The organism is Streptomyces sp. NPDC008121, assembly GCF_042957155.1.
In the GTDB taxonomy this organism is placed as follows: domain Bacteria; phylum Actinomycetota; class Actinomycetes; order Streptomycetales; family Streptomycetaceae; genus Streptomyces.
In genome coordinates this window covers 464006-489541 of sequence record NZ_JBIBHT010000005.1, presented here as the reverse complement: position 1 = coordinate 489541, position 25536 = coordinate 464006, and the positions used below count along the sequence as shown (strand labels likewise).

At 72.3% G+C, this 25536-nt stretch carries 17 protein-coding genes; 9 read left to right on the top strand and 8 right to left on the bottom strand.

The annotated features are described in order from the left end of the window. Nucleotides 1-80: 80 nt before the first annotated feature. Nucleotides 81-1109 carry a substrate-binding domain-containing protein gene (locus tag ACFZBD_RS19770; protein ID WP_391140875.1) on the bottom strand — a complete coding sequence of 343 codons (1029 nt, stop codon included), beginning with the start codon at nt 1107-1109 and terminating at the stop codon, nt 81-83. A gap of 25 nt (nt 1110-1134) precedes the next feature. Beyond that, nucleotides 1135-2931, bottom strand: a complete 1797-nt coding sequence (locus tag ACFZBD_RS19765) for an alpha-amylase family glycosyl hydrolase (RefSeq protein WP_391140874.1) — start codon at nt 2929-2931, stop codon at nt 1135-1137. Nucleotides 2932-3275: 344 nt separating this feature from the next. Between ACFZBD_RS19765 and ACFZBD_RS19760 the strand changes: the two genes are divergently transcribed. The 7 genes from ACFZBD_RS19760 (at nt 3276) to pulA (ending at nt 16651) form a co-directional block, all read left to right on the top strand. Beyond that, nucleotides 3276-4550 (top strand): extracellular solute-binding protein, encoded by a 1275-nt coding sequence (locus ACFZBD_RS19760; RefSeq protein WP_391140873.1) that lies wholly within the window; start codon nt 3276-3278, stop codon nt 4548-4550. Between the two features lie 20 nt (nt 4551-4570). Then, nucleotides 4571-5584 (top strand): ABC transporter permease subunit, encoded by a 1014-nt coding sequence (locus ACFZBD_RS19755; RefSeq protein WP_391140872.1) that lies wholly within the window; start codon nt 4571-4573, stop codon nt 5582-5584. After that, complete coding sequence (locus tag ACFZBD_RS19750) at nt 5578-6432, top strand: ABC transporter permease subunit (protein WP_391141218.1); 855 nt, start codon at nt 5578-5580, stop codon at nt 6430-6432. Before ACFZBD_RS19755 ends, ACFZBD_RS19750 begins: the two co-directional genes overlap by 7 nt. 60 nt (nt 6433-6492) lie before the next feature. Continuing rightward, entirely contained in the window at nt 6493-8160 is a 1668-nt protein-coding gene (locus tag ACFZBD_RS19745) for an alpha-amylase family glycosyl hydrolase (RefSeq protein WP_391140871.1), read from the top strand. Beyond that, nucleotides 8148-9209 carry a substrate-binding domain-containing protein gene (locus ACFZBD_RS19740; protein ID WP_391140870.1) on the top strand — a complete coding sequence of 354 codons (1062 nt, stop codon included), beginning with the start codon at nt 8148-8150 and terminating at the stop codon, nt 9207-9209. Before ACFZBD_RS19745 ends, ACFZBD_RS19740 begins: the two co-directional genes overlap by 13 nt. 292 nt (nt 9210-9501) lie before the next feature. Further along, complete coding sequence (locus ACFZBD_RS19735) at nt 9502-11202, top strand: carbohydrate-binding module family 20 domain-containing protein (RefSeq protein WP_391140869.1); 1701 nt, start codon at nt 9502-9504, stop codon at nt 11200-11202. Between the two features lie 67 nt (nt 11203-11269). Further along, complete coding sequence (gene pulA / locus ACFZBD_RS19730) at nt 11270-16651, top strand: pullulanase-type alpha-1,6-glucosidase (RefSeq protein ID WP_391140868.1); 5382 nt, start codon at nt 11270-11272, stop codon at nt 16649-16651. Nucleotides 16652-16934: 283 nt separating this feature from the next. On the opposite strand, the gene ACFZBD_RS19725 is transcribed toward pulA, so the two are convergent. Beyond that, nucleotides 16935-17648, bottom strand: a complete 714-nt coding sequence (locus tag ACFZBD_RS19725) for a TetR family transcriptional regulator (RefSeq protein ID WP_391140867.1) — start codon at nt 17646-17648, stop codon at nt 16935-16937. 38 nt (nt 17649-17686) lie between these two features. Between ACFZBD_RS19725 and ACFZBD_RS19720 the strand changes: the two genes are divergently transcribed. Then, nucleotides 17687-18151, top strand: coding sequence for a hypothetical protein (locus tag ACFZBD_RS19720; RefSeq protein WP_391140866.1), 465 nt, complete (start codon nt 17687-17689; stop codon nt 18149-18151). An 80-nt stretch (nt 18152-18231) separates the two neighbouring features. Here ACFZBD_RS19720 and ACFZBD_RS19715 read toward each other — a convergent pair whose 3' ends face one another. The 4 genes from ACFZBD_RS19715 to ACFZBD_RS19700 all read right to left on the bottom strand — a co-directional run bounded on the left by ACFZBD_RS19715 (nt 18232) and on the right by ACFZBD_RS19700 (nt 23291). Beyond that, nucleotides 18232-19320 (bottom strand): 2Fe-2S iron-sulfur cluster-binding protein, encoded by a 1089-nt coding sequence (locus ACFZBD_RS19715; protein WP_391141217.1) that lies wholly within the window; start codon nt 19318-19320, stop codon nt 18232-18234. Beyond that, nucleotides 19317-20201 carry a metal-dependent hydrolase gene (locus ACFZBD_RS19710; RefSeq protein WP_391140865.1) on the bottom strand — a complete coding sequence of 295 codons (885 nt, stop codon included), beginning with the start codon at nt 20199-20201 and terminating at the stop codon, nt 19317-19319. Before ACFZBD_RS19710 ends, ACFZBD_RS19715 begins: the two co-directional genes overlap by 4 nt. Before the next feature lie 106 nt (nt 20202-20307). After that, nucleotides 20308-22269, bottom strand: a complete 1962-nt coding sequence (locus tag ACFZBD_RS19705; RefSeq protein ID WP_391140864.1) for a hypothetical protein — start codon at nt 22267-22269, stop codon at nt 20308-20310. Between the two features lie 221 nt (nt 22270-22490). Continuing rightward, nucleotides 22491-23291 (bottom strand): tyrosine-protein phosphatase, encoded by an 801-nt coding sequence (locus ACFZBD_RS19700; protein ID WP_391140863.1) that lies wholly within the window; start codon nt 23289-23291, stop codon nt 22491-22493. 117 nt (nt 23292-23408) lie between these two features. On the opposite strand from ACFZBD_RS19700, the gene ACFZBD_RS19695 reads away from it, so the two are divergent. Then, complete coding sequence (locus tag ACFZBD_RS19695) at nt 23409-23879, top strand: hypothetical protein (protein WP_391140862.1); 471 nt, start codon at nt 23409-23411, stop codon at nt 23877-23879. Between the two features lie 70 nt (nt 23880-23949). Here ACFZBD_RS19695 and ACFZBD_RS19690 read toward each other — a convergent pair whose 3' ends face one another. Continuing rightward, on the bottom strand, nt 23950-25440 hold the full coding sequence (locus ACFZBD_RS19690; protein WP_391140861.1) for a DUF1996 domain-containing protein: 1491 nt from the start codon (nt 25438-25440) through the stop codon (nt 23950-23952). Nucleotides 25441-25536 lie beyond the last annotated feature (96 nt).

Sequence of the window (25536 nt, the reverse complement as noted above, 5' to 3'; positions counted from 1 at the left end):
ACGCCCCTCGACCGATCATCCTCCGGTCGGGTGCCCGGCGCATGTGCTCCACCTCCGGGAGGAGGGGAGGGCCGCTGGGATCAGGGGTTCCTCGGGGTCGGGGCGGAAGCGGTTGAACCACGAACCACCAGCTCGGGCATGAACACGAACTCGCTGTGCGGCGCGGGGGTCCCCCCGACCTCTTCGAGCAGCGCGCGGACCGCGGCCTGTCCCATCGCCTGCACGGGCTGGCGGATGGTGGTGAGCGGCGGATCCGTGAAAGCTATCAGCGGGGAGTCGTCGAAGCCGACCACCGAGACGTCCTTCGGGACGTGCAGGTCCTGCTGCCGGGCGGCCCGGATGGCGCCCAGCGCCATCATGTCGCTGGCGCAGACGACGGCGGTGCAGCCGGCGGCGATCAGCGCGCCCGCGGCGGCCTGGCCGCCCTCCAGGGTGTAGAGGGAGTGCTGGATCAGCTTCTCGGACTCCTCCGGCGACAGACCGAGACGGTCCCGCATGCCGAGCTGGAAGCCCTCGATCTTGCGCAGCACCGGCACGAACCGCTTGGGGCCCACCGCGAGCCCGATCCGGGTGTGCCCGAGCGAGGCCAGGTGCGTCACGGCCAGCCGCATCGCGGCCCGGTCGTCGGGCGAGACGAAGGGGGCCTGGACCTTCGGGGAGAAGCCGTTGATCAGGACGTACGGGACGCCCTTGCCGCGCAGCTGGTCGTAGCGCGTCATGTCGGCGGTGGTGTCGGCGTGCAGCCCCGAGACGAAGATGATGCCGGAGACCCCGCGCTCGACCAGCATGTCGGTGAGCTCGTCCTCGGTGGACCCGCCGGGGGTCTGGGTGGCGAGGACGGGGGTGTAGCCCTGCCGGGTCAGGGCCTGCCCGATGACCTGCGCGAGCGCGGGAAAGATCGGGTTGTCCAGTTCGGGGGTTATCAGTCCGACGAGTCCGGCGCTGCGCTGGCGCAGCCGTACCGGACGCTCGTATCCGAGGACGTCGAGTGCGGCAAGCACGGATTCACGGGTGGCCGCGGCCACACCGGGCTTGCCGTTGAGCACGCGGCTGACTGTGGCTTCACTGACCCCCGCCTGGGCTGCGATGTCGGCAAGCCGCGCGGTCATGGGATTGGACTGTACCGGTCGCACGTCAGATTGCCCACCAGACGCAGGACTCGGCCGGAACCGGGACGTTCCCGGTGTCCTGCGCGGGAACGGCGGCCGGGGCCAACTGCCGTGCGCCGGAAGGCGGGAGGACGGCACCCGCCACCCCGTCCGCACCGCCGCCGGGACCCGCGCCGGCCGGGGCCGTACCGTCGCCGCCCGCGCCCCCGCCGGAGTACGGGGCGCCGCCCGCCACCTCGGCGCCCGCGCTGCTCAGCAGGAGCGTCACCGGGGCCGGGGTCTCGATCCGCGCGTCCCGGTCCGTCGTGTTCAGGGCGACCAGCACGTCGCCGCCGGCCGAGCGGCGCCGGAGGAGCAGGACGCCGTCGGGGGCGTCCAGCCACTCCACCGCCTCGCCCGCGCCGAGCGCCGGATGGGCGCGGCGCAGCCGCAGGGCCGAGCGGTACAGCTCCAGGGTGGACCCGGGATCGCCGCTCTGGGCGGCGACGCTGAGACCGGCCCACGCGGGCGGCTGGGGGAGCCACGCGCCGGCCGGGCCGAAGCCCAGCGAGGGGCCGTCGGCCGTCCACGGCAGCGGGACCCGGCAGCCGTCGCGGAGCCCGTCCTGGCCCTCCCCGCGCCGGAACGCCGGGTCCTGGCGCAGGGCGTCCGGCAGGTCGGTGACCTCCGGCAGCCCCAGCTCCTCGCCCTGGTAGAGGTAGACCGAGCCGGGCAGTGCCAGCATCAGCAGCGCCGCCGCCCGGGCCCGCCGCAGGCCCGCGGCCGGGTCGCCGGCGCCGTACCGCGTGGTGTGGCGCACGACGTCGTGGTTGGAGAGCACCCAGGTCGTGGGCGCGCCCACCGAGGCGGTGGCCCGCAGCGACTCCTCGACGACCGACCGCAGCGCGGGCGCGTCCCAGGGGCAGTCGAGGAACTGGAAGTTGAACGCCTGGTGCAGCTCGTCGGGGCGTACGTACAGGGCGAGACGCTCGGGGGTCGGGGCCCAGGCCTCGGCGACCCCGATGCGGTCGGGGCCGTACGACTCCAGGAGGCGCCGCCAGCCGCGGTGGATCTCGTGGACCCCGTCCTGGTCGAAGAAGGGCAGCCGCTGGGTGCCGATCATCCGGGCCTGGCGGCCGTGCCCGATGTCGGGCAGGCCCTCGGCCTTGACCATGCCGTGGGCGACGTCGATCCGGAAGCCGTCCACGCCCAGGTCGAGCCAGAACCGGAACACGGAGTCGAACTCGGCCCTGACCTCGGCGTTCTCCCAGTCGAGGTCGGGCTGCTCGGGCGCGAAGAGGTGGAGGTACCAGGAGCCGTCGGCGACCCGGGTCCAGGCCGGGCCGCCGAAGACGGACTCCCAGTCGTTGGGCGGCAGGGCGCCGTCCGGGCCGCGGCCGGGCCGGAAGACGTAGCGGTCCCGCTCCGGGCCCGCGCCCGCCCGGGCCGCCGCGAACCAGGGGTGCCGCTCCGAGGTGTGGTTGGGGACGATGTCCACGATGACCTTCAGGCCGAGCGCGTGGGCCGCCCGGACCAGCTCGTCGGCGTCCGCCAGGTCCCCGAAGACCGGGTCGACCGCGCGGTAGTCCGCCACGTCGTAGCCGCCGTCGGCCTGCGGGGAGGCGTAGAACGGCGTGAGCCACACCGCGTCCGCGCCCAGGCCCGCCACGTGCGGCAGCCGCTCGCGGGCCCCGCGCAGATCTCCGACCCCGTCGCCGTCGCTGTCCGCGAAGGAGCGGACGTACACCTGGTAGATGACCGCGTCCCGCCACCATCCCGTGGTGGGGGCGCAAGGGCTTGCAAGGTCCGGCAGCGGCGACGGTGAGGTGAGCTCGTGGGCCATGGGCGGGTCCCTCTCGCGTGTTCCAGGGGCCGACGGTGGTGCGGGTGTGCCCTGACAACGAGGTCAGGCCACTCATGAAACGGTCCTGCAAGGAATGCCGAAAGGCTTGCAGGGTGCGCGGGGCACCGCAAGAGCCCGCCTGACCACCCTGTCAAGCGACTCGATGGCAACCTTCGGGACACGCGGATGTAACGATCCCCGGTCCTTGCAGAAATTTCTCGCAAGCTCTTTCGGCTCGTTTTCATCCCTGTTACGTTCCTGGCAACCCGGCGCGCCGCGAGGGAGCGGTCGCATGAGGAAGGTCTTCGCCCCTCGTTCATCCGGGATCGTTTGAAGGAGTTCACATGCGGCGTGGCATAGCGGCCACCGCGCTGGTCGCGGCCCTGGGCGTGACCCTGGCGGCGTGCGGAAGCGACAACGGCGACACCGGTGCCTCGAAGGGCTCGGGCGAGCTCTCCGGCACCGTGACCTGGTGGGACACGTCGAACGTCGGCAGCGAGGACAAGGTCTTCAAGAAGCTCGCCGAGGGCTTCACGAAGAAGCACCCCAAGGTCACCGTCAAGTACGTGAACGTGCCGTTCGGTGAGGCGCAGAACAAGTTCAAGAACGCCGCCCAGTCCGGCTCCGGCGCTCCTGACGTCATCCGCTCCGAGGTCGCCTGGACCCCGGACTTCGCCAACCTGGGCTACCTCGCCCCGCTCGACGGCACCGCCGCCCTGAAGAACCAGGACGACTTCCTGGAGCAGGCGGCCGCCTCCACCAAGTACAACGGCAAGACCTACGCCGTCCCGCAGGTCATCGACTCCATGGGCATCTTCTACAACAAGAAGATCTTCAAGGAGGCCGGTGTCGAGGCGCCGAAGAGCATCGCCGAGCTGAAGACCGTCGCCACCACGATCAAGCAGAAGACCGGCAAGACCGGCCTCTACCTGCGCGGCGACGACGCCTACTGGTTCCTCTCCTTCCTCTACGGCGAGGGCGGTGACATGGTCAACGCCGAGCAGAAGAAGATCACCATCGACAACGCCGCCGGCGTGAAGGCCTTCGGCACCGTCAAGGACCTGGTCGACTCCAAGGCCGCGATCACCGACGCCACCAACGGCTGGGACAACATGCAGTCCGCGTTCAAGGACGGCAAGGTCGCGATGATGATCAACGGCCCGTGGGCCGTCACCGACACCTACGCCGGCAAGGAGTTCGCCGACAAGACGAACCTCGGCATCGCCCCGGTCCCGGCCGGCGCCGCCGGCCAGGGCGCCCCGCAGGGCGGTCACAACCTCGCCGTGTACGCGGGCTCCAAGAACCTGGAGGCCTCCTACGCCTTCACCGAGTACATGACCTCCGCCGAGGCGCAGACCACCGCCGCCACCGAGCTGAGCCTGCTGCCCACCCGCGAGTCCGTCTACATCAAGCCCGACGTGGCGAGCAACGAGATGATCGGCTTCTTCAAGCCGGTCGTCGAGAAGGCCGTCGAGCGCCCCTGGGTCCCGGAGGGCGGCAGCCTCTTCGCCCCGCTGCAGGTCGAGTACACCAAGGTCCTCACCGGCCAGACCAGCCCGGAGCAGGGCGCCAAGGCGACGGGTGACGCCTACCGCAAGCTCCTGAAGGACTGGAAGTAACAAGGAAGGCAGGCCGGCTGATGGCTGTGGACACCACCGGCCAGTCGGTGGCGAAGGCCGCGGGCGACACTGTCGCCCGCGGCCGGAGCCGCGGTACTGGCACCCCCGAGAGGAAGCTCCGGCGTTCCCTCTCCACCCACTGGTACGCCTGGGCGATGGTCCTCCCGGTGACCGTGGTGATCGGCGTGATCATCGGCTATCCGCTGGTCCGGGGGATCTACCTCTCGCTCACCGACGCCAACGAGCGCAACGTCGCGCGCAGCATCGGCGTCAACGAGATACCCGCGACCTACGAGTTCGTCGGCCTGGACAACTACGTCGACGCGCTCACCGGCACCCAGTTCCTCGGCACCCTCGGCTGGACGCTCGTGTGGACGGTCGCCTGTGTCTCGGTGACCTTCGTCCTCGGCCTCGGCCTGGCCAACATGCTCAACCGCAGGATCGCCGGCCGCTCCGTCTACCGGATGCTGCTCATCCTGCCCTGGGCCGTCCCCGGCTTCGTCTCCGTCTTCGCCTGGCGCTTCCTCTACGACGAGCGCCGCGGCATGCTCAACCAGATCCTGGCCGGCGGCGGCATCGACGCCGTGCCGTGGCTCAACGACCCCACCTGGGCCAAGTTCTCGGTCATCGCCGTCAACGTCTGGCTCGGCATCCCCTTCATGATGGTCGCCCTCCTCGGCGGTCTGCAGTCCATCCCCGGCGAGCTGTACGAGGCCGCCGAGATGGACGGCGCGAGCGCCTGGCAGCGCTTCCGCCACATCACCCTGCCCGGCCTGCGCTCGGTGTCCACCACCGTGATCCTGCTGAGCACCATCTGGACCTTCAACATGTTCCCGGTGATCTTCCTGCTGACCCGGGGCGGACCGGGCGAGGCCACCCAGATCCTCGTCACCCAGGCGTACAAGTTCTCCTTCGAGATCAGCCCGCGTGACTACGCCCAGTCGTCCACCTGGGGCGTCCTGATCCTGGTCCTCCTGATGATCTTCGCCGCGGTCTACCGGCGAGTCCTCCGCAAGCAGGGAGAAGTCTGGTGACCACCGCCACCCACGCGCCGGCCCGCGGCCGCCGTTCGCCGCTCGCCTCCATCGCGCTGCACACCACCCTCGCGGTGGCCTCCGTGATCGCCGTCTTCCCCGTGCTCTGGGTCTTCCTGACCTCCATCAAGCCGGCGCAGTACGCCAACACCACCGACTTCTTCAAGGAGACGACGTTCGCGAACTACACCGACCTGCTGGAGAACACCGAGTTCCTCAGCTGGTTCGGCAACTCGCTGCTCGTCGCCGGCCTGACCACGCTCCTCGGCGTCTTCATCGCCTCCACCACCGGCTACGCCGTCAGCCGCTTCCGCTTCCCCGGCAAGCGCGGGCTGATGTGGACGCTGCTGATCACCCAGATGTTCCCGGTGGCCGTCCTCATCGTGCCGATCTACAACATCATGTCGTCGATGGGGCTGCTCAACCAGCCGGCCGGACTGGTCATCACCTACCTGACCATCGCCGTGCCCTTCTGCGCCTGGATGATGAAGGGCTTCTTCGACACCATCCCGCGCGAGATCGACGAGTCGGGCCAGGTCGACGGCCTCACCCCGTTCGGCACCTTCTGGCGGCTCATCCTGCCGCTCGCCAAGCCCGGCATCGCGGTGACCGCGTTCTACTCCTTCATCACCGCCTGGGGCGAGGTCGCCTACGCCTCCGCCTTCATGGTCGGCGACGAGAACCTCACCCTGGCCGGCGGACTGCAGAAGTTCGTCAACCAGTACGGCGCGCAGTGGGGCCCGATGACCGCGGCGTCCGTGCTCATCGCCGTCCCGGCCGCGCTGGTGTTCCTCGTCGCCCAACGGCACCTGGTGACCGGCATGTCCGCCGGCGCCGTCAAGGGCTGAGCACCCTTGGCGGCCCACCCGCCCGTACGTGTACGCAACTCCTTACCTCCCAGGGAAGTCATGACCCAGCACCTCGCTGCCCCCGCCGCCGCCCCGACCACCGGCACGCACACGGGCTGGTGGAGAGACGCGGTGATCTACCAGGTCTACCCCCGCAGCTTCGCCGACGGAAACGGCGACGGCATGGGCGACCTGGAGGGCATCCGCAGCCGGCTGCCGTACCTGAAGGAGCTCGGCGTCGACGCCGTCTGGCTCTCCCCCTTCTACGCCTCCCCGCAGGCCGACGCCGGCTACGACGTCGCCGACTACCGCGCCATCGACCCGATGTTCGGCAGCCTCCTCGACGCCGACGCGGTCATCCGCGACGCGCACGAGCTGGGCCTGCGGATCATCGTCGACCTGGTCCCCAACCACTCCTCCGACCAGCACGAGTGGTTCCAGCGCGCCCTGCGCGAGGGCCCCGGGTCGCCGCTGCGCGAGCGCTACCACTTCCGCGCCGGCAAGGGCGCCGACGGCGAACTCCCGCCCAACGACTGGGAGTCCATCTTCGGCGGCCCGGCCTGGACCCGGGTCACCGAGCCGGACGGCACCCCCGGCGAGTGGTACCTCCACCTCTTCGCGCCCGAGCAGCCCGACTTCAACTGGGACCACCCGGCCGTACGCGACGAGTTCCGCTCCATCCTGCGCTTCTGGCTCGACATGGGCGTCGACGGCTTCCGCGTCGACGTCGCCCACGGCCTCGTCAAGGCCGAGGGCCTGCCCGACATCGGCGCCCACGACCAGCTCAAGCTGCTCGGCAACGACGTCATGCCCTTCTTCGACCAAGACGGCGTCCACGAGATCTACCGCTCCTGGCGGCAGGTCCTGGCGGAGTACGACGGGGAGCGCGTCCTCGTCGCCGAGGCGTGGACCCCCACCGTCGAACGCACCGCGAACTACGTGCGCCCCGACGAGATGCACCAGGCGTTCAACTTCCAGTACCTGGGCACCCACTGGGACGCCGTCGAGCTGCGCCGGGTCATCGACGCCTCGCTCTCCGCGATGCGTCCGGTCGGCGCCCCCACCACCTGGGTCCTGTCGAACCACGACGTCACCCGGCACGCCACCCGGTTCGCCAATCCTGCGGGCCTCGGCACCCAGCTGCGCGAGGCCGGCGACCGCGACCTCGGGCTGCGCCGGGCGCGCGCCGCGACCCTGCTGATGCTGGCGCTGCCCGGCTCCGCCTACGTCTACCAGGGCGAGGAGCTCGGCCTGCCCGACGTCACCGACCTGCCCGACGAGGTCCGCCAGGACCCGTCGTTCTTCAGGGCCACCGGCCAGGACGGCTTCCGCGACGGCTGCCGGGTGCCGATCCCGTGGACCGTCGAGGGCTCGTCGTACGGCTTCGGCGACGGCGGCAGCTGGCTGCCGCAGCCCGCCACCTGGGGCGCGCTGAGCGTCGAGGCGCAGGCCGGGGACCCCGGCTCCACCCTGGAGCTGTACCGCAGCGCGCTCGCCGTGCGCCGCGAGCAGCCCGGGCTCGGTGCGGGCGAGGACGTCACGTGGACGGAGGCGCCCGAGGGCGTCCTCGCGTTCCGCCGCGACGGCTTCGTCTGCACCGCCAACACCACCGGCCGGGCCATCTCCGTCCCGCTGCCCGGCCGGTTCCTCCTCTCCAACGAGCCGGTCTCCCACGGGGAAGGCGTTGTGGAGCTGCCCGCGGACACCACCGTCTGGTGGGCGGTGTGACGATCCCCCTGCCGCGGGGTGCCGGGAACGGCACCCCGCGGCTCGCGGACATCGCGGCCCAGTCCGGGGTCAGCGAGGCCACCGTCAGCCGGGTCCTCAACGGCAAGGCGGGGGTGGCCGGCGCGACCCGGCACCGCGTGCTCGCCGCGCTCGACGTCCTCGGCTACGAACGTCCCGTACGGCTCAAGCGGCGCAGCGCCGGCCTGGTCGGCCTGGTCGTGCCCGAGCTGACCAACCCGATCTTCCCGGCCTTCGCCCAGGTCATCGAGCAGGTCCTGGCCGGGCACGGCTACACCCCGGTGCTCTGCACCCAGATGCCCGGCGGCGCCACCGAGGACGAGCTGGTGGAGCAGCTGGAGGAGCGCGGGGTCAACGGCATCGTCTTCCTCTCCGGGCTGCACGCCGACGCCATGGCCGACCCGGAACGCTATGTGCGCCTCGGCGCGCGGGGCGTGCCGTTCGTCCTCATCAACGGCTTCAACGAGCGCGTCGACGCCAATTTCGTCTCGCCCGACGACCGGGCGGCGGCGCGCATGGCCGTACGGCACCTGGTCGAGCTGGGCCACGAGCGGATCGGTCTGGCGATCGGGCCGACCCGCTACGTCCCCTCGCGTCGCAAGGCGGAGGGCTTCGCCGCCGAGCTCCACCACCTCCTGGGGATGGAGCGCGCGGAGGCCGAACGGTACGTCCGTCCCACGCTGTTCGGCGTCGAGGGCGGCCACGCGGCGGCCGACATCCTGCTCGACCAGGGGTGCACCGGGATCGTCTGCGGCTCCGACCTGATGGCGCTCGGCGCGATCCGCGCGGTGCGCGCCCGCGGTCTGGACGTGCCGGACGACGTGTCGGTGATCGGCTTCGACGACTCGCCGCTGATCGCGTTCACGAGTCCGCCGCTCACCACCGTGCGCCAGCCGGTGCAGGCGATGGCGACCGCGGCGGTCGGGGCGCTCCTCGAGGAGATCGAGGGCAATCCGGTGCAGCGCACGGAGTTCGTCTTCCAGCCGGAGCTGGTGGTCCGGGGATCCACCGCTGCCCAGCCGGGTCGATGACCGGACCGGCCGGCCGGGCGCGTGGGACCCGCCCCGGGGGAGCGGAACCCTCGGCCGGCCGGCCCGGAGCCGTGGTTGAACGTAGCACCATTGCAACTCCTTGCGTAAGTCCTTGCGTTGAAGCTTCCTGCTGATTTCCGGCATGTGTCGCGAGTGTGTCCGAGGGGTTGACCCCGGGCCGGGGTCCTCGTACGGTCACGTCCGAAAATAGTTGCTGCTTTCTTGCAGCAAGAGATTGCGATCCTCGCCCCCCTCGCACCTCCCATCCCCCGAGGATTCAGCAGGAGGAATCATGGCCAGAAAGACCGTGGCCGCTGCACTCGCCGTCGTGGCGGGAGCCGCTGTGGCCGTCACGGCACCCGCCCCGGCGCAGGCCGCCCCGCCCGGGCAGAAGGACGTCACCGCCGTGATGTTCGAGTGGAAGTTCGCCTCCGTGGCGAAGGCCTGCACCGAACAGCTCGGCCCGGCCGGCTACGGCTACGTCCAGGTCTCGCCGCCGCAGGAACGCATCCAGGGCCCCACCTGGTGGACCGCGTACCAGCCCGTCAGCTACAAGATCGCCGGCCCCCTCGGCGACCGCACCGCCTTCAAGAACATGGTCGACACCTGTCACGCGGCGGGCGTGAAGGTCGTCGCCGACACCGTCATCAACCACATGGCCAACGCGTCGGGCACGGGAACGGGCGGGACCTCGTTCTCGAAGTACGACTACCCCGGCCTGTACGGCGGCGCCGACCTGGACGACTGCCGGGCCACGATCTCGAACTACCAGGACCGGGCCAACGTCCAGAACTGCGAACTGGTCGGCCTGCCCGACCTCGACACCGGCGAGGACTGGGTCCGCGGCCGGATCGCCGGCTACATGAACGACCTGCTCTCCCTCGGCGTCGACGGCTTCCGCATCGACGCCGCCAAGCACATGCCGGCCGCCGACCTCGCGAACATCAAGTCCCGGCTGAGCAACCCCGGCGTCCACTGGAAGCAGGAGGCCATATTCGGGGCCGGCGAGGCGGTCTCCCCGAGCGAGTACCTCGGCACCGGCGACGTCCAGGAGTTCCGCTACGCCCGCGACCTCAAGCGGATCTTCGGCTCGGAGAAGCTCGCCCACCTCAGCACCTTCGGCGAGTCCTGGGGCTACATGTCCTCCGGCGTGTCGGGCGTCTTCGTCGACAACCACGACACCGAGCGCAACGGCGAGACCCTCAGCTACAAGAACGGCGCCGCCTACACCCTCGCCTCCGTCTTCATGCTGGCCTGGCCCTACGGCTCCCCGGACGTCCACTCCGGCTACGAGTTCTCCGACAAGGACGCGGGCGCCCCGAACGGCGGACAGGTGAACGCCTGCTACGCCGACGGCTGGAAGTGCCAGCACGCCTGGCGCGAGATCAGCTCCATGGTCGGCTTCCGCAACGCCGCCCGCGGCGCCGCCGTCGGCAACTGGTGGGACAACGGCAACAACGCCATCGCCTTCGGGCGCGGCGCCAAGGCGTTCGTCGCGATCAACCGCGAGGGCTCCGCGCTCTCCCGCACCTTCCAGACCGCCCTGCCCGCCGGCACCTACTGCGACGTGCAGAGCAACACCACCGTCACGGTCGACGCGGCGGGACGGTTCACGGCGTCGCTGGGCGCGAACACCGCGCTCGCCCTGCACGTCGGCGCCCGGACCTGCCAGGCCGGCGGGACGACCCCGCCGCCCGCGAGCAGCGCCGCCGCCTTCAACGTCCAGGCCACCACCGTCCCCGGCCAGAACATCCACGTCACCGGCGACCACCCCGCCCTCGGCGCCTGGTCCCCGGCCTCCGCCCCCAAGCTGGACCCGGCGAGCTACCCCGTCTGGAAGCTGACGGTCCCGCTGCCGGCCGGCACGACCTTCTCGTACAAGTACGTCCGCAAGGACGCCGCGGGCAACGTCACCTGGGAATCCGGAGCGAACCGCGTCGCCACGGTCCCCGCCTCCGGACAGCTCGTCCTGAACGACACCTTCCGCAACTGACCGCCCCTCCCACCAGGGCCGCCCCGCCGGGGCGGCCCTCCTTCCCGTACCTCCAGGGAGAACCTCCGTGATACGCAAGCGAACGGCGGCCGTCGTGGCCACCGCCCTGTGCGCGGCGCTGGTGCCCGCCCTCCCCGCGGCGGCCGCGCCCCCGCCGCCGCCCCCGCCCTCCGACAAGGCGCTCGCCGCGCAGCCCGCCCGCCACGACCTCACCCGGGAGCAGTTCTACTTCGTCCTGCCCGACCGCTTCGCCAACGGAGACACCCGCAACGACCGCGGCGGCCTCACCGGCACCCGCCTGCAGACCGGATTCGACCCCACCGACAAGGGCTTCTACCAGGGCGGCGACCTCAAGGGCCTCACCCGGAAGCTCGACTACATCAAGGGCCTCGGCACCACCGCCATCTGGATGGCGCCGATCTTCAAGAACCAGCCCGTGCAGGGCGAGGGCACGAACGCGAGCGCCGGCTACCACGGCTACTGGATCACCGACTTCACCCAGGTCGACCCGCACTTCGGCACCAACGCCGACCTGGAGAAGCTGATCGACCAGGCCCACGCCAAGGGCATGAAGGTCTTCTTCGACGTCATCACCAACCACACCGCCGACGTCGTCGACTACCAGGAGAAGTCCTACGACTACCTCTCCAAGGGCGCCTTCCCCTATCTGGCGAAGGACGGCGTCCCCTTCGACGACGGCGACTACGCCGACGGGACGAAGCGCTTCCCGCCCGTCGACCGGGAGTCCTTCCCGCGCACCCCGGTGGTGGCCCCCGACAAGAAGAACGTCAAGGTCCCCTCCTGGCTCAACGACCCGACGATGTACCACAACCGGGGCGACTCCACCTTCGCCGGGGAGTCCTCCGAGTACGGCGACTTCGTCGGCCTCGACGACCTGTGGACCGAGCGCCCCGAGGTCGTCGAGGGCATGGAGAAGATCTACCAGCGCTGGGTGCGCGACTTCGACATCGACGGCTTCCGCATCGACACCGTCAAACACGTCAACACCGAGTTCTGGACCCAGTGGGCCACCGCCCTCGACGAGTACGCCGCGCAGCGCGGCCGCGACGACTTCTTCATGTTCGGCGAGGTCTACTCCGCCGACCCCGCGATCACCGCGCCGTACGTCACCGAGGGCCGCCTCGACGCCACCCTCGACTTCCCCTTCCAGGACGCCGCCCGCTCCTTCGCCTCCCAGGGCGGCCCCGCCGGCAAACTCGCCCACCTCTTCGCCCAGGACTACCGCTACACCACCGACAAGGCCAACGCCTACGAATCGGTGCCCTTCCTCGGCAACCACGACATGGGCCGCTTCGGCGCCTTCCTCAAGCAGGACAATCCGAAGGCCGGCGACGCCGAACTGCTCCGCCGTTACGCCCTCGCCAACGAGCTGATGTTCCTCGGCCGCGGCAACCCCGTCGTCTACTACGGCGACGAGCAGGGCTTCACCGGCCCCGGCGGCGACAAGGACTCCCGCCAGACCCTCTTCGCGTCGAAGACCGCCGACTACCTCGACGACGACCAGCTCGGCACCGACCGCACCCACGCGAGCGACGCGTACGACCCCACGCACCCGCTCTACCGGCAGATCGCCGCGCTCTCCGCGCTCACCAAGAAGCACCCGGCGCTGCGCGACGGCGTCCAGGAGCAGCGGTACGCCGAAGGCTCCGTCTACGCCTTCTCCCGTACCGACGCCCGTGCGAAGAGCGGGCCCGCCGAGTACGTGGTCGCGGTCAACAGCGCCACCGAGCCGAAGACCGTCGAGATCCCGACCGGCTCCGCGGGCATGGACTTCACCGCGATCCACGGCGGCGACACCCGCGTCACCAGCGCCGGCGACACGAAGATCAAGGTGACCGTCCCGGCGCTCGGCTCCCTCGTGCTCAAGGCCGCGCAGCCGCTCGCCGCGCCCGCCGCCCCGCCCACGATCACCCTCACGGCCCCCGAGGCCGGCGCCACCGGCACCGTCGAACTCTCCGCCGACGTCGAGGGCGGGCAGCTGAACCGCGTCGTGTTCGCCGCCCAGACCGGCCACGGCAGGTGGCAGGTCCTCGGCTCCGCCGACCACGCCCCGTACAAGGTCACCCAGAAGGTCACCGCCCCCGCCGGCACCCCACTGCGCTACAAGGCCGTGGTCGTCGACCGCACCGGCCGCACCGCGAGCGCCACCGCGGCGACCACCAGCGGCGCCCCGGCCGTCGAGCAGCCGCCGACCGCCACCCAGCGCGACCACGCGATCGTGCACTACAAGCGCGCCGACGGGAACTACGACGACTGGGGCCTCTACACCTGGGGCGACATCGCCGACGGCGAAGGCACCACCTGGCCCGCCGGGAAGCCCTTCACCGGCCGCGACGCCTACGGCGCCTTCGCCCACGTCAAGCTGAAGCCCGGCGCCTCCTCGGTCGGCTTCGTCGTCGTGAACAAGGACGGCGTGAAGGACACCGACGCCGACCGCACCGTCGACCTCTCCACGACCGGCGAGGTGTGGATCGAACAGGGCAAGCCCGAGGTTCTGAACGCTGCGCCCGAGGGCGCCTACCCGCCCCAGGACACCACGAAGGCCGTCCTGCACTACCAGCGCCCCGACGGCGACTACGCGGGCTGGGGCCTGCACACCTGGACCGGCGCCGCGAACCCCACCGACTGGTCCAAGCCGCTGGAGCCCGTGCGCACCGACGCCTACGGCGCGGTCTACGAAGTGCCCCTCGCACCCGGCGCGACCTCGCTCTCGTACATCCTGCACAAGGGCGACGAGAAGGACCTGCCCACCGACCAGTCCCTCGACCTCAAGGCCGACGGCCACGAGGTCTGGATGCTCGGCGGCCAGGAGAAGTACCTCCTCCCGCAGCCCAAGGGCAGCGGCGCCGCGCTCGACCTCACCAAGGCCCAGGCCGTCTGGATCGACGCGACCACCCTCGCCTGGAACGGCAACGACACCGCCGCCTCCAGCGTCCTCCTCGCCTCCCGCGACGGCTCGATCAAGGCCGAGAACGGGACGCTCACCGGCGACCGGCAGGCGCTCCGGCTCCACCGGACCGAGCTGACCGACGCGCAGAAGGCCGCCTTCCCGCACCTGAAGGCCTACGGCGCCTTCACCGTCGACCCGCGTGACCGCGACCGCGTCCGCGAGGCGCTCAAGGGCCAGCTCGTCGCCGCCCAGTACGCGGCCAACGGCGCCGTCCTGACCGCCACGGGCGTCCAGCTCGCCGGCGTCCTCGACGACCTGTACGCGCCGAAGGCCACCGGGGCCGACCTCGGCCCGGTGTTCCGGAACGGCCGCCCCGCCCTCTCCCTCTGGGCCCCCACCGCCCAGTCCGTCGCCCTCGAACTCGACGGGAAGACCCTCCCCATGCGCCGCGACGACGCCTCCGGGGTCTGGTCGGCCACCGGCACGCGCGCGTGGACCGGAAAGCCGTACCGCTACGTGGTCAAGGTCTGGGCGCCCAGCGTCCGGCAGATCGTCACCAACAAGGTCACCGACCCCTACGCCACCGCCCTGACCACCGACTCCACCCACAGCCTCGTCGTCGACCTCGCCGACCCGAAGCTCGCCCCCCGGGGCTGGAGCGGACTGAGGAAGCCCGCCGCCGTCCCGCTGCGCGACGCCCAGATCCAGGAGCTGCACGTCCGCGACTTCTCCGTCGCGGACACCACCACCCCGGCCGCCCACCGCGGCACCTACCTCGCCTTCACCGACACCGGCAGCAAGGGCTCCCGGCACCTGAAGGCCCTCGCCGCGTCCGGCACCTCCTACGTCCACCTCCTGCCGGCCTTCGACATCGGCACCATCCCCGAGAAGAAGTCCGAGCAGACCGGACCCGCCTGCGACCTGAAGATCCTCGCCCCCGACTCCGAGGAGCAGCAGGCCTGCGTCGCCGCCGCCGCGGCCAAGGACGCCTACAACTGGGGCTACGACCCGCTGCACTACACCGTCCCCGAGGGCTCCTACGCCACCGACCCCGAAGGGACCCGCCGCACGGTCGAGTTCCGGCAGATGGTCAAGGCCCTCAACGGCGCCGGACTGCGCACGGTCATGGACGTCGTCTACAACCACACCGTCGCGAGCGGCCAGGCCGACAAGTCCGTCCTGGACAAGGTCGTCCCCGGCTACTACCAGCGCCTCCAGGCCGACGGCTCGGTCGCCACCTCCACCTGCTGCGCCAACACCGCGCCCGAGAACGCCATGATGGGCAAGCTCGTCGTCGACTCGATCGTCACCTGGGCCAAGCAGTACAAGGTCGACGGCTTCCGCTTCGACCTCATGGGCCACCACCCGAAGGAGAACATCCTCGCCGTCCGCAAGGCCCTGGACGCCCTGACCCTCGCCAAGGACGGCGTCGACGGCAAGGCGATCGTCCTCTACGGCGAGGGCTGGAACTTCGGCGAGATCGCCGACGACGCCCGCTTCGTCCAGGCCACCCAGAAGAACATGGCCGGCACCGGCATCGCCACCTTCTCCGACCGGGCCCGCGACGCCGTCCGCGGCGGCGGCCCCTTCGACGAGGACCCCGGCGTCCAGGGCTTCGCCTCCGGCCTCTTCACCGACCCCAACCCCTCGACCGCCAACGGCACCCCGGAGCAGCAGAAGGCCCGCCTCCTGCACTACCAGGACCTGATCAAGGTCGGCCTCTCCGGCAACCTCGCCTCCTACTCCTTCACGGACACCTCCGGGCGTACGGTCAAGGGCTCCGAGGTCGACTACAACGGCGTCCCGGCCGGCTACGCCGCCGCCCCCGGCGACGCCCTCGCCTACGCCGACGCGCACGACAACGAAACCCTCTACGACGCGCTCGCCTTCAAGCTCCCCGCGGCCACCTCGCCCGCCGACCGGGCCAGGATGCAGGTCCTCGCCATGGCCACGGCCACGCTCTCGCAGGGCCCCGCGCTCTCCCAGGCGGGCTCGGACCTGCTGCGCTCCAAGTCGCTCGACCGCAACTCGTACGACAGCGGCGACTGGTTCAACGCGATCCACTGGGACTGCCGGGACGGCAACGGCTTCGGCCGCGGGCTGCCCCCGGCGGCCGACAACCAGCCCAAGTGGGCGTTCGGGAAGCCGCTGCTCACCGCCCCCGGTCTCACCGTGGGCTGCGCCCAGATCGACGGGGCCGCGGCCGCCTACCGCGACCTGCAGAGGATCCGTACCACCGAACCCGCCTTCTCCCTCGCCACCGCCGGTCAGGTCCAGGACAGCCTGTCCTTCCCCCTCTCCGGCACCGGCGAGACCCCGGGCGTGATCACCATGCGCCTCGGTGACCTGGTCGTGGTCTTCAACGCCACCCCGCAGCGGCAGACCCAGCGGGTCGCCGCCCTCGCCGGGAAGGGCTACGCCCTCCACCCGGTCCAGGCGTCGGGCACGGACACCACCGTCAAGTCCGCCTCCTACGAGGTCGGTTCGGGCACCTTCACGGTCCCGCCCCGCACGGTGGCGGTCTTCACCACCCGCTGACGGGCGCCACCCGCCACGACACCGCCGCACCGCACACGCGAGGCCGGCCGGGATCCTCCCGGCCGGCCTCGCCGCGTCCTAGGGCGTGTTTCGAAAGTCCCGTCTGGCCGGGGACGCCTGGCACGCACGCTCGCCGCGTTGTCGGTCGTCGGCGCAGCCCGCTGCGCTCTCTCCCCCTGCGCCTGGCGGCGCGGGAGGTGCCCCCACCCTCCGCCTGCGATCGCACGCACCAGACGCCCCCGGCCCGCCCTGCGGGCGGACGACGCTACTTCCGAAACACGCCCTAGCGCAGGGGCTGAGCCGGGATCCGCGGCGCCAGCGCCAGGAGCCGGCCGACCAGGTCGCCGAAGGGGCCGTCCGCCGGCTCGTCGCCGAGGATGCGGATCATGACCTCCGCCATCTCCGGGTCGTACGCCGCGCTCACCGACGCCAGCGCCGCGAAGTCGTGCACCAGCTGCAGCTCGAGCTCCGCGCGCGGGATCCGCCGCCCGTCCAGCCAGAGCAGCGCCGTCGACTCGGCCAGCGACACCCAGGAGCGGACGACCAGTTCGAGCCGGGCGGAGGGCGTCTCCACCTCCAGGTGGGACAGGATCTGCTCGTAGGCGGCCTGCCGCACCTCGTCGATCATCGCGTTCGTGGTGGAGGAGCCCACGGCGGGACCGCCGCGCATCAGTGCGGAGAAGCCCGGCCCGTGGTCGTCCACGAAGTCGAAGAACCGGCCCATCACCCGCAGCAGCCGCGCCCCCAGCGGACCCTGCGGGGGCTCCACGAACCGGGCGGCCAGCTCGTCGGCCGCCCGCCGCAGCGCCGCCTCGTACAGGCTCTGCTTGCCGGGGAAGTAGTGGTAGACCAGCGGCCGTGAGATGCCCGCGGCCGCCGCGATCTCGTCGATGGAGACCTCGTCGGGCGATCGGTGGCTGAACAGCTCGAGGGCCACCCCGATCAGCTGCTGTTTGCGCTCCTCGACGCCCATCCTGCGGCGTACCCCGGTCGTCATGCGAACAGCCTAACGGGCGTCCGTTACGCTCCCACCATATGAGCGCTTCCGACCAGGCCACACCGGCGAAGGACACGCCGGTACCGGACACCGAGGCAGAGACCACCGAGGCCGTGAACCCCGGTGCCGAGACCGCCGGGACCGCCGAGACCGCTGCGGCGGACACGGTGGACACGGCGGGGGTCGAGGACGAGGCCCCCGGGACCGATGAGGAGCCCGAGGCGGGGGACGCCGGGGCCGGGACGGCCGGCCTGACGCCCAAGCAGGCCCGCCGGCTCCGGATCGCCGCGGCCTCCGTCCTGCTGGTCGCGATGGCCGCGGTCCTCGTGATCCGGCTGGCCAGCCGGACGTCCGTCCTGGTCGTCGGGGTGTACGGACTGGCGATGATCCTCTGCGGTGTCGTCATCGAGCTGTCCCGCAACGGCCGTACCCGCCTGGCGACCTGGCTCCTGGTGGGCGGCCTCGCCGCCGCCCTGGCCTTCGACTGGCTGATCCTGCCGTAGCTCGGAACCGTAGCCCGTAGCCCGTAGCCCGTAGCCCGTAGCCCGTAGCCCCTAGCCCGTAGCCTCGCTCGCGTCTGAATCTAAAGGTCGAGCACCAGCCGTTCGCCCGCGCACCGCGAGACGCAGATCAGCATCGAGTCGGCGCGCTCGGCGTCGGTGAGCAGCTCGTCCCGGTGGTCGACCTCGCCCTCCAGGACCCCCAGCCGGCAGGTCCCGCAGAACCCCTGCTCGCAGGAGTACGACACCCCCGGCACCTCGGCCCGGACCGCCGCCAGCACCGACTGGCCGGCCGCGACCGTCAACGTCCGCCCGGAGCGCCGCAGTTCGACCTCGAAGGCGCCTCCGGCGGCGATGGCGGCGGGGGAGAAGCGCTCCAGACGCGGGACCTGTCCGGCCGGCAGGGCGGCGGTCACCGCGTCCATCAGCCCGTCCGGGCCGCAGCAGTACACCGCGGTCCGAGGCGGGGTGTCCGCGAGGAAGCCGAGGTCCGGCAGGCCGGACTCGTCCTCCGCGACGACCGTCAGCCGGTCCCCGGCCGCCTCGCCGGCGAGGCGCTCGATCTCGGCGAGGTACGGCATGGTGGCGCGGGACCGCCCGCAGTACAGCAGCCGCCAGTCGGCGCCCGCCGCCGCCGCGGCGCGCAGCATCGGCAGGACGGGGGTGACACCGATGCCGCCGGCGACGAAGACGTACGCGGGGGCGTCGACGAGCGGGAACCGGTTGCGCGGCCCGCGGATCTCGACCTCCGCCCCCACGTGGAGCCGTTCGTGCACCTCGCGCGAGCCGCCCCGGCCCCCGCGCTCCTCCTCGATCAGGCGGGTGGCGACGGTGTACGCGTCGGTGTCGGCCGGGTCGCCGCAGAGCGAGTACGGGCGCACCAGGCCGGACGGCAGGACCAGGTCGATGTGGGCGCCCGGCTGCCAGGCCGGCAGGCCGGTCCCTTCGAGACGGAGCTGGACCACGCCCTCGGCGGGCTCGGTGCGCCCGGTGACGAGGACCTTGCGCGGGACGGTGGAGAGGCGGCCGCGGCCCGACACCGGCTCCTCCAGAGCGGGCATCGGCCAGAGCGGGGCGGCTTCGATCCGGCGGCGCACGGCGCGCCTGGCCCGGCCGGCGAGGAGCGCGGTCCCGGCGACGAGGACGACGGTACGCAGACGGGGCATGGTCAGCGACCTCCGTTGGCGCCGGGGGAGTTCGCCAGATAGGCGACGGCCTGGGCGGTGTCCCCCTCCTGGGAGGGGTGGTAGGCGCGGCTGAGGTAGCGGGGGATGGAGCGCAGCAGGTCGGGGGTGGACGGCAGGACGCCCTCCCGGCCCTTGCGGACGAGCTGCCCGACCGAGGCCCTGCCGTCGGTGAGGGTCGGGTCGTTCTCCATGAAGAAGCGGGTGCCGCGCTGCCAGAGGAAGACCATCGCGGTGAAGGCGGTGGCCCAGGTGCGGACCCGGCGGCGGTAGCCGCCGTCGAGGTGCATGAACAGCTCGAAGGCGACCGAGCGGTGCTCGACCTCCTCGGCGCCGTGCCAGCGCAGCAGGTCGAGCATGGTGGGGTCGGCGCCGCGGCGGTCCAGCTCCTCGGCGTTGAGGACCCAGTCGCCGAGGAAGGCGGTGTAGTGCTCGATGGCGGCGATGAGCGCGACCCGCTCCATCAGCCACCACCGGCGCGGCCGGCCGGGCGGCAGCGTCCGGTCGCCGAGCAGCTTCTCGAAGAACCAGTCGACCTGCGCGGTGTAGGGGGTGGGGTCGAGGCCGAGCTTCTTGAGGTGGGGGAGGACGTCGTCGTGGGCCTGGGAGTGGACGGCCTCCTGCCCGATGAAGCCGATGACGTCCGCACGCAGCCGGTCGTCGGTGATGAGCGGGAGCACCTGCTTGTAGACGTGCACGAACCAGCGTTCACCGGCCGGGAGCAGCAGGTGCAGCACGTTGATGGTGTGGGTGGTGAACGGGTCGCCGGGCACCCAGTGGAGCGGGGTCTCCTCCCAGGCGAAGGAGACCTTCCGGGCCTTGAGTTCGATGTGCTCCGACGCCACCGGTGCAGGCTGCGTATTAGACATGGCGTCAATGTACTGAGGGGTAGCTGGTTGGCAACAGGGTCGTGCACCGGCTTTTCCCGAACCGCCGGGGGCACGGCCACACGAGCCCGGCGTGATCCGGACGCCCCTAGCGCAGCGCCCCGACGCCCGTGCCGTCCTTCAGTGTCCCGCGGAGGTCGGCGCGGGCGCCCCGCTTCGCCTTCAGGGCGAGGAGAGGGCCGTCCGCCCGGCCCACGACCCCGCCCGAGGTCGTCAGCGAGGCGATGTCCTCGCTGCCGGCCGCCAGGACGTACCACTGGCCGCTCTTGGCCTGCCACAGCACGCCCGCCACCACCCGGGGGTCCCGCACCCCGCAGGCCGGCGACTCCTCGGCCCGCGCCGCGAGGGCCGCCGGGGCCGGGGCCGCCGCCCCGGCGGGCGTCAGGAACTGGGCGAGCACCCTGCTGCCCGTGCCCCGCCAGGTCTCCGCGCGGGTGCACAGCCAGGCCGCCCGCCCGCCGCCCTCCGGCAGCCGCTGGGTCGCGAACCGCCAGGAGTTCACGGTCCGGACCCCGCGCGAGCGGACCGTCGCCAACTGGCACGCCGTCCGCGCCCACGCGGCCCGCGCCTCCTCGCCCGTCGCGTCCACCGGCGCCGCGGGCGGCCCCGCCGTCAGCCGGGCGGGGGCCAGCTCGCCCAGATCGGTGAGCAGCCGCACCCCTTCCCCGTCCCGCACCTGGAGGGTGTTCCAGACCGCGCACTCCCGTGCCGACGCCGGGCCGGGCAGCGCCTGCGTGAGGCCGTCCGCGTCCCGCCCCAGCGACCAGGGCTCCTTCGACGGCGCGAGCAGGTCCCGTACCGCCGTCTCGCGCACCCAAGGGGCCGTCAGATAGCGGACGTTGCCCGCCGCCCGGGAGGCGACGAGCGCCGCCGCGCCCACCTCGTCCGCCCCGTCCGTCCGGGCGAAGTCCAGCGCCGCGCCGCTCGCCCCGCCGGCCTGCTCCGCGTACCGCACGGCCCGCAGCCCGTCGTGGAACAGCACCACCCGCGACCCGTCCACCTCGCCCGCGTACAACAGCTGCGGCGACCCCATCGGCGGCCCCACCGGAGTCCCGGGCGTCGCCGACGTCCGCACCGAACCGCCGGGCCGCGCCCACACCGCGAGGGCCCGGCGCAGCAGCGCCCGGTCCCCGACCAGGCCGCCGCGCTCCGGCCACACCGAGAAGTCCCGGCGCGTCGCCCGTTGCCAATATCCCGCCGGCACCCGCTTCAGGCCGTCCGGGTCGAGCGCCGCCTGGGCCGCCGGGTTGCGCGCGTACGAAGGCGCCGCGGCACCGTTTCTGCCCCAGCCGTCCCCCGGCAGCCCGAGCAGCGTGCCGCACACCGCCACCGCCGCCGCCGCGGCGAGCGCCGCCTTGGCGTGCTGCCGGCGCCGCATCAGGTCCGTCGGGCGGGCCTGCAGCGAACACGGATCGAACTCGGGCGAGTCGAGCAGCGCGGCGGTGCCGACCCCTCCCGCGGCCTCCGCCCCGTCCGCCTCCGCGAGCGCGGCGCGCGCCTCCTCCTCCGGCACGCCCGCCGCCGCGAGGACCCGCAGCACCTCCGGGTCCCCCTGGCGCTCGAGGCCGCGCAGGACGTACGCCGCCCGCCCGGGCCCGGAGAGCGCCGACAGCCGCTGGTCCAGGGCCAGTTCGTCGGCGCCACCGGCGCGGGGGAACAGCCGCAGCCCCCACACGTGGGGCAGCAGCGGCGGGAACTGGGCCCGCCGGGGCAGCGCCCGGCGCCGCAGCGGAAGCCCGGCGGTCAGCGCCTGGCGCAGCGCCTCGCCCCGGACGTACGCGTACCCGGGGTCGACGGCGTCCTCCGGCCGGAGGGCGGCCGGGACGCCGGCGCCGGAGACGCGGCGGCGCGGCAGCGACCGCTGGACGACCGCGTGCGCGGTCAGCACCCGCCGGTTGCGTCCCAGCGAGGGCGGCAGCACGAGGTACGCGATCCGGACCAGCCGCGGATAGTGCTCGACGAGCGCCGCCTCGGCCTGCTCGACGTCGACCGGACCGGGGCCGGGCCGCCCGGGGCCGTGGGGGGAGGGGGCGAGTTCCTGGGTGCTCACGTTCAGCAGAACGAGCGAATCATCCGATGGTCACCCCGGCCCGCACGGCCCCGGCGGCGGGGTGCGCGGTCCGCCCGTAGACCCCCGGCGGCGGGGTGCGCGCTCCGGCCGTGGACCGTGAGCCGCTCCCGGATCTCCGGCTCGGGCGGCGTACACCGTCAGCCGCTTCTGGATCTCCGGCTCGGGCGGCGTACACCGTCAGCCGCCCCCGGACGCCCGGCTCAGGCGGCGTACACCGTCAGCCGCTCCCGGATCGTGCCCGTCACCTCGTCGGGGACCCCGAGCCCCTCCCGTACGTACCCCTCCATCGAGCCGTGCCGGACCGCGACCTCGTCCAGCGCCGCCGTCAGGTACTCCGGTACGACCCCGATGAGCGCCAGCGCCAGCTCGGGATCGCCGCCCTGGGCCGCGAACCCCTCGATCATCGGGGCGAAGGCCTGCCGGACCGCCGGGTTGACCGACAGGTACTCCGTCATCACCGTCTCGTCGTCCGCGCCGAGCACCGACAGCACGATGGTCGCCGCCCAGCCGGTGCGGTCCTTGCCCGCCGTGCAGTGGAAGAGGAGCGGACCGGCGTGCGGGTCGCCCAGCTCCATGAGGAACGCCCGGTAGGCGGCCCGGGCGGAGTCGGTGGTCACGAAGGCCCGGTACGTCCGGACGAAGGCGTCCCGCGCCTTGCCCCCGCCGAGCAGCTCCTCGGCCAGCGCCGGGTCGCCGAGGAGCGTCTTGAGCCGCGCCGCGGGCGGCAGGCCGCTCGCGGCCAGATGGTCGGCGAGCACGTCCGCGACGAGCAGCCGGCCGCCGTCCGGGACGCGGTCGGGCCGGTCGGCGCGCTCGGCCGCGGTGCGGAAGTCGACGACGGTACGGATGCCCAGACCGGCCACCACCGGGTCGGCCGCGTCCAGCCGGTCGAGCCGCCCCGAGCGGAAGACCCGGCCGGAGCGGACGCTGCGGTTCCCGCCGAGCGGGAGGGTCCCCAGGTCCCGGAGGTTGGCGACGGTGGCGGCGGGAAGGGCGGGCATGGCGTCGACTCCTCCGGATCGGTCCTTTTCGTACCAAACCGTAATCGATCGGATTCCACCACTCCTGGAGTTCGGCCACCGAACACAGGACCGGGAGGGCAGGATGAGCGGATGCTGATGCGTGCGCGTCGAACGGTGGAGGGGGCGGCCCTGGCCGCCGCGGTGCTGGTGCTGACCGGGTGCGGCGGCGGGGCCGAGGCCCCGGAGGAGGCCGCCGGCACCCTGGAGCAGATCGCCGCGAAGGCGGAGTGCCGGCCGGACCTCCAGACGGAGGCGGCCGAGCTGCGTCAGGCGAAGTGCGCGACGGGCGACGGGACGTACGTCCTGCTCACCTTCGCCAGCGACCGGGGCCAGCGCGAGTGGATCAACGAGGCCAAGGACTACGGCGGCGCGTATCTGGTGGGCCGCAAGTGGACGGTGGCGGGGGACGAACGGACCGTGGAGCGCGTACGCACCCGGCTCGGCGGCCAGGTCGAGACCACCGCACCGCACCACGCGCCCGCCCCCTCCTCCGGCTCCGCGCACCCGTCCCACGCCCCGCACCCCTCCCACTCCGCGAGCCCGTCCCATGCCGAGGGGCATCACTGAGGGCGTGCCCTGGCCGAGGGCATGACGGAAGGGGCGCCCCGGAGGGCGCCCCTGGGGCCGGTCGCGCGGGTTAGGCGCAGCGGCGTCCCTCGTTGAGGCAGCCGACCAGTCGCTTCATCAGCCGCTGGTCGAAGACGTTGATGAAGTCGCCGTGGTCGGTGATCGGCTTGTGCAGCTGTTCGGGGAAGGAGTCGACGGCGAACCCGGGGCCGGGCGGCACGTCGTACACGATCCGCTGGACGAGCTGCGGGATGGCCCGGAAGCCCTGGCCGCACCGGCCCGAGGCGGGGTCGGCGAAGGCCACGTGCGTGCGGTGGTTGGCGCTGTCGGTGTTCCGTCCGTCCCAGCAGCTCTGGAACCGGAACGTCCGCACCACCTTGCTGCCCTGCGGGCAGATCGGGTACTTGTCCTTCAGCTGACGGTTCTCGAACCCGGTGCACGACCAGGAGGCGTTGGCGTTGGCGTCGCCGTTGGTGAACGCCTTCGCGTCGCCGGTGATGATCCGCAGGAAGCGGGGCATCGCGGTGACCTTCGAGACCGGGCTGCCGACGAAGTTCAGGGTGACCTGCGCCGGGGTCTGGATCTCGCCGACGTTCTGGTCCTTGCCGCCGCCGTCCGCCTCGGCGTCGTCCTCCGACTGGCCGTTCTGCAGCCGGAGCACCGGCCAGTAGTAGGTGGAGCGGTCGCCCTGGTTGCGGCAGGTGGTCCGGCCCCGGGCCAGATCGTCGTCGCCGGCGAAGGCGTCGTTGGCCTGGTTGCCGACGTAGTCGTGCATGTGGTGGGCGCCGTTGCTCACCCCCGGGGCGACGATCACGTTGTCCGGATTGAACTTGCCGTTCTCGTTCCGCCCGCAGTTCGTCGTGAAGGTGCCCCGGGAGGCCCCGCTCCGCTGCCTGGGCAGCTTCACGTTGGGCTGTACGGAGCGGATGTCGACGAAGTCGGAGGCCTCGGGGCCGTTGCCGGCCTGCCCGGGCTCCTCGTCCTCGCCGCCGTCCTGGCCGCCGTTCTCGCCCTCGCCCTGCCCGCCGTCCTGGCCCTCGTCGCCTCCGCCGTCCTGGCCGCCGTTCTGACCTCCCCCGTTCTGACCGCCGTCCTGCCCGCCGTTCGCGGGGGCTTCGTCGTCGGCCCGCAGGGTGCAGGGGGCGAGGCTCTCCATCGACGGCTGCTGGAGCATGAGGGCGATGCGCTGGAGGATGTTGACGCGTTCGTTCCGCAACGGCGTCAGGATCTGCTGTTCCCCGTACTCGGGGTCGCTCTCGATCCGCCGCTTGTTGTCGGCGAACCGCTGGTACGCGACCGTGATCTGGCTGTCCAGGGTGGCCAGTTCCCGGTCCACCGAGCCCCGCACGGACCCGGGCACCTCGGGCAGCTCCTCGGCCACGTCGGGACAGTCGATCGTGGAGAGCGAGACGGTCCGGGCGGCGGGCGGGGGGTCGCCCCAGCCCTGACCGGCCGATGCGTACACATTGGCGGCGATGAGGCCGCCCCCGCCCAGCACAAGTGCGACGGAGGCGGCCACCACGCGCTTCGCGCGTGTCGAACGTTTTCTTGTGCGTCCCATGGGGCTCTATACGCAGAGGACCCGTGAAGTGTTCAACGCCTCCGTGACCGGACCTCTGCCCGCGCCCGGTCCGTGAACAACCGGCAGGCCAGGCCG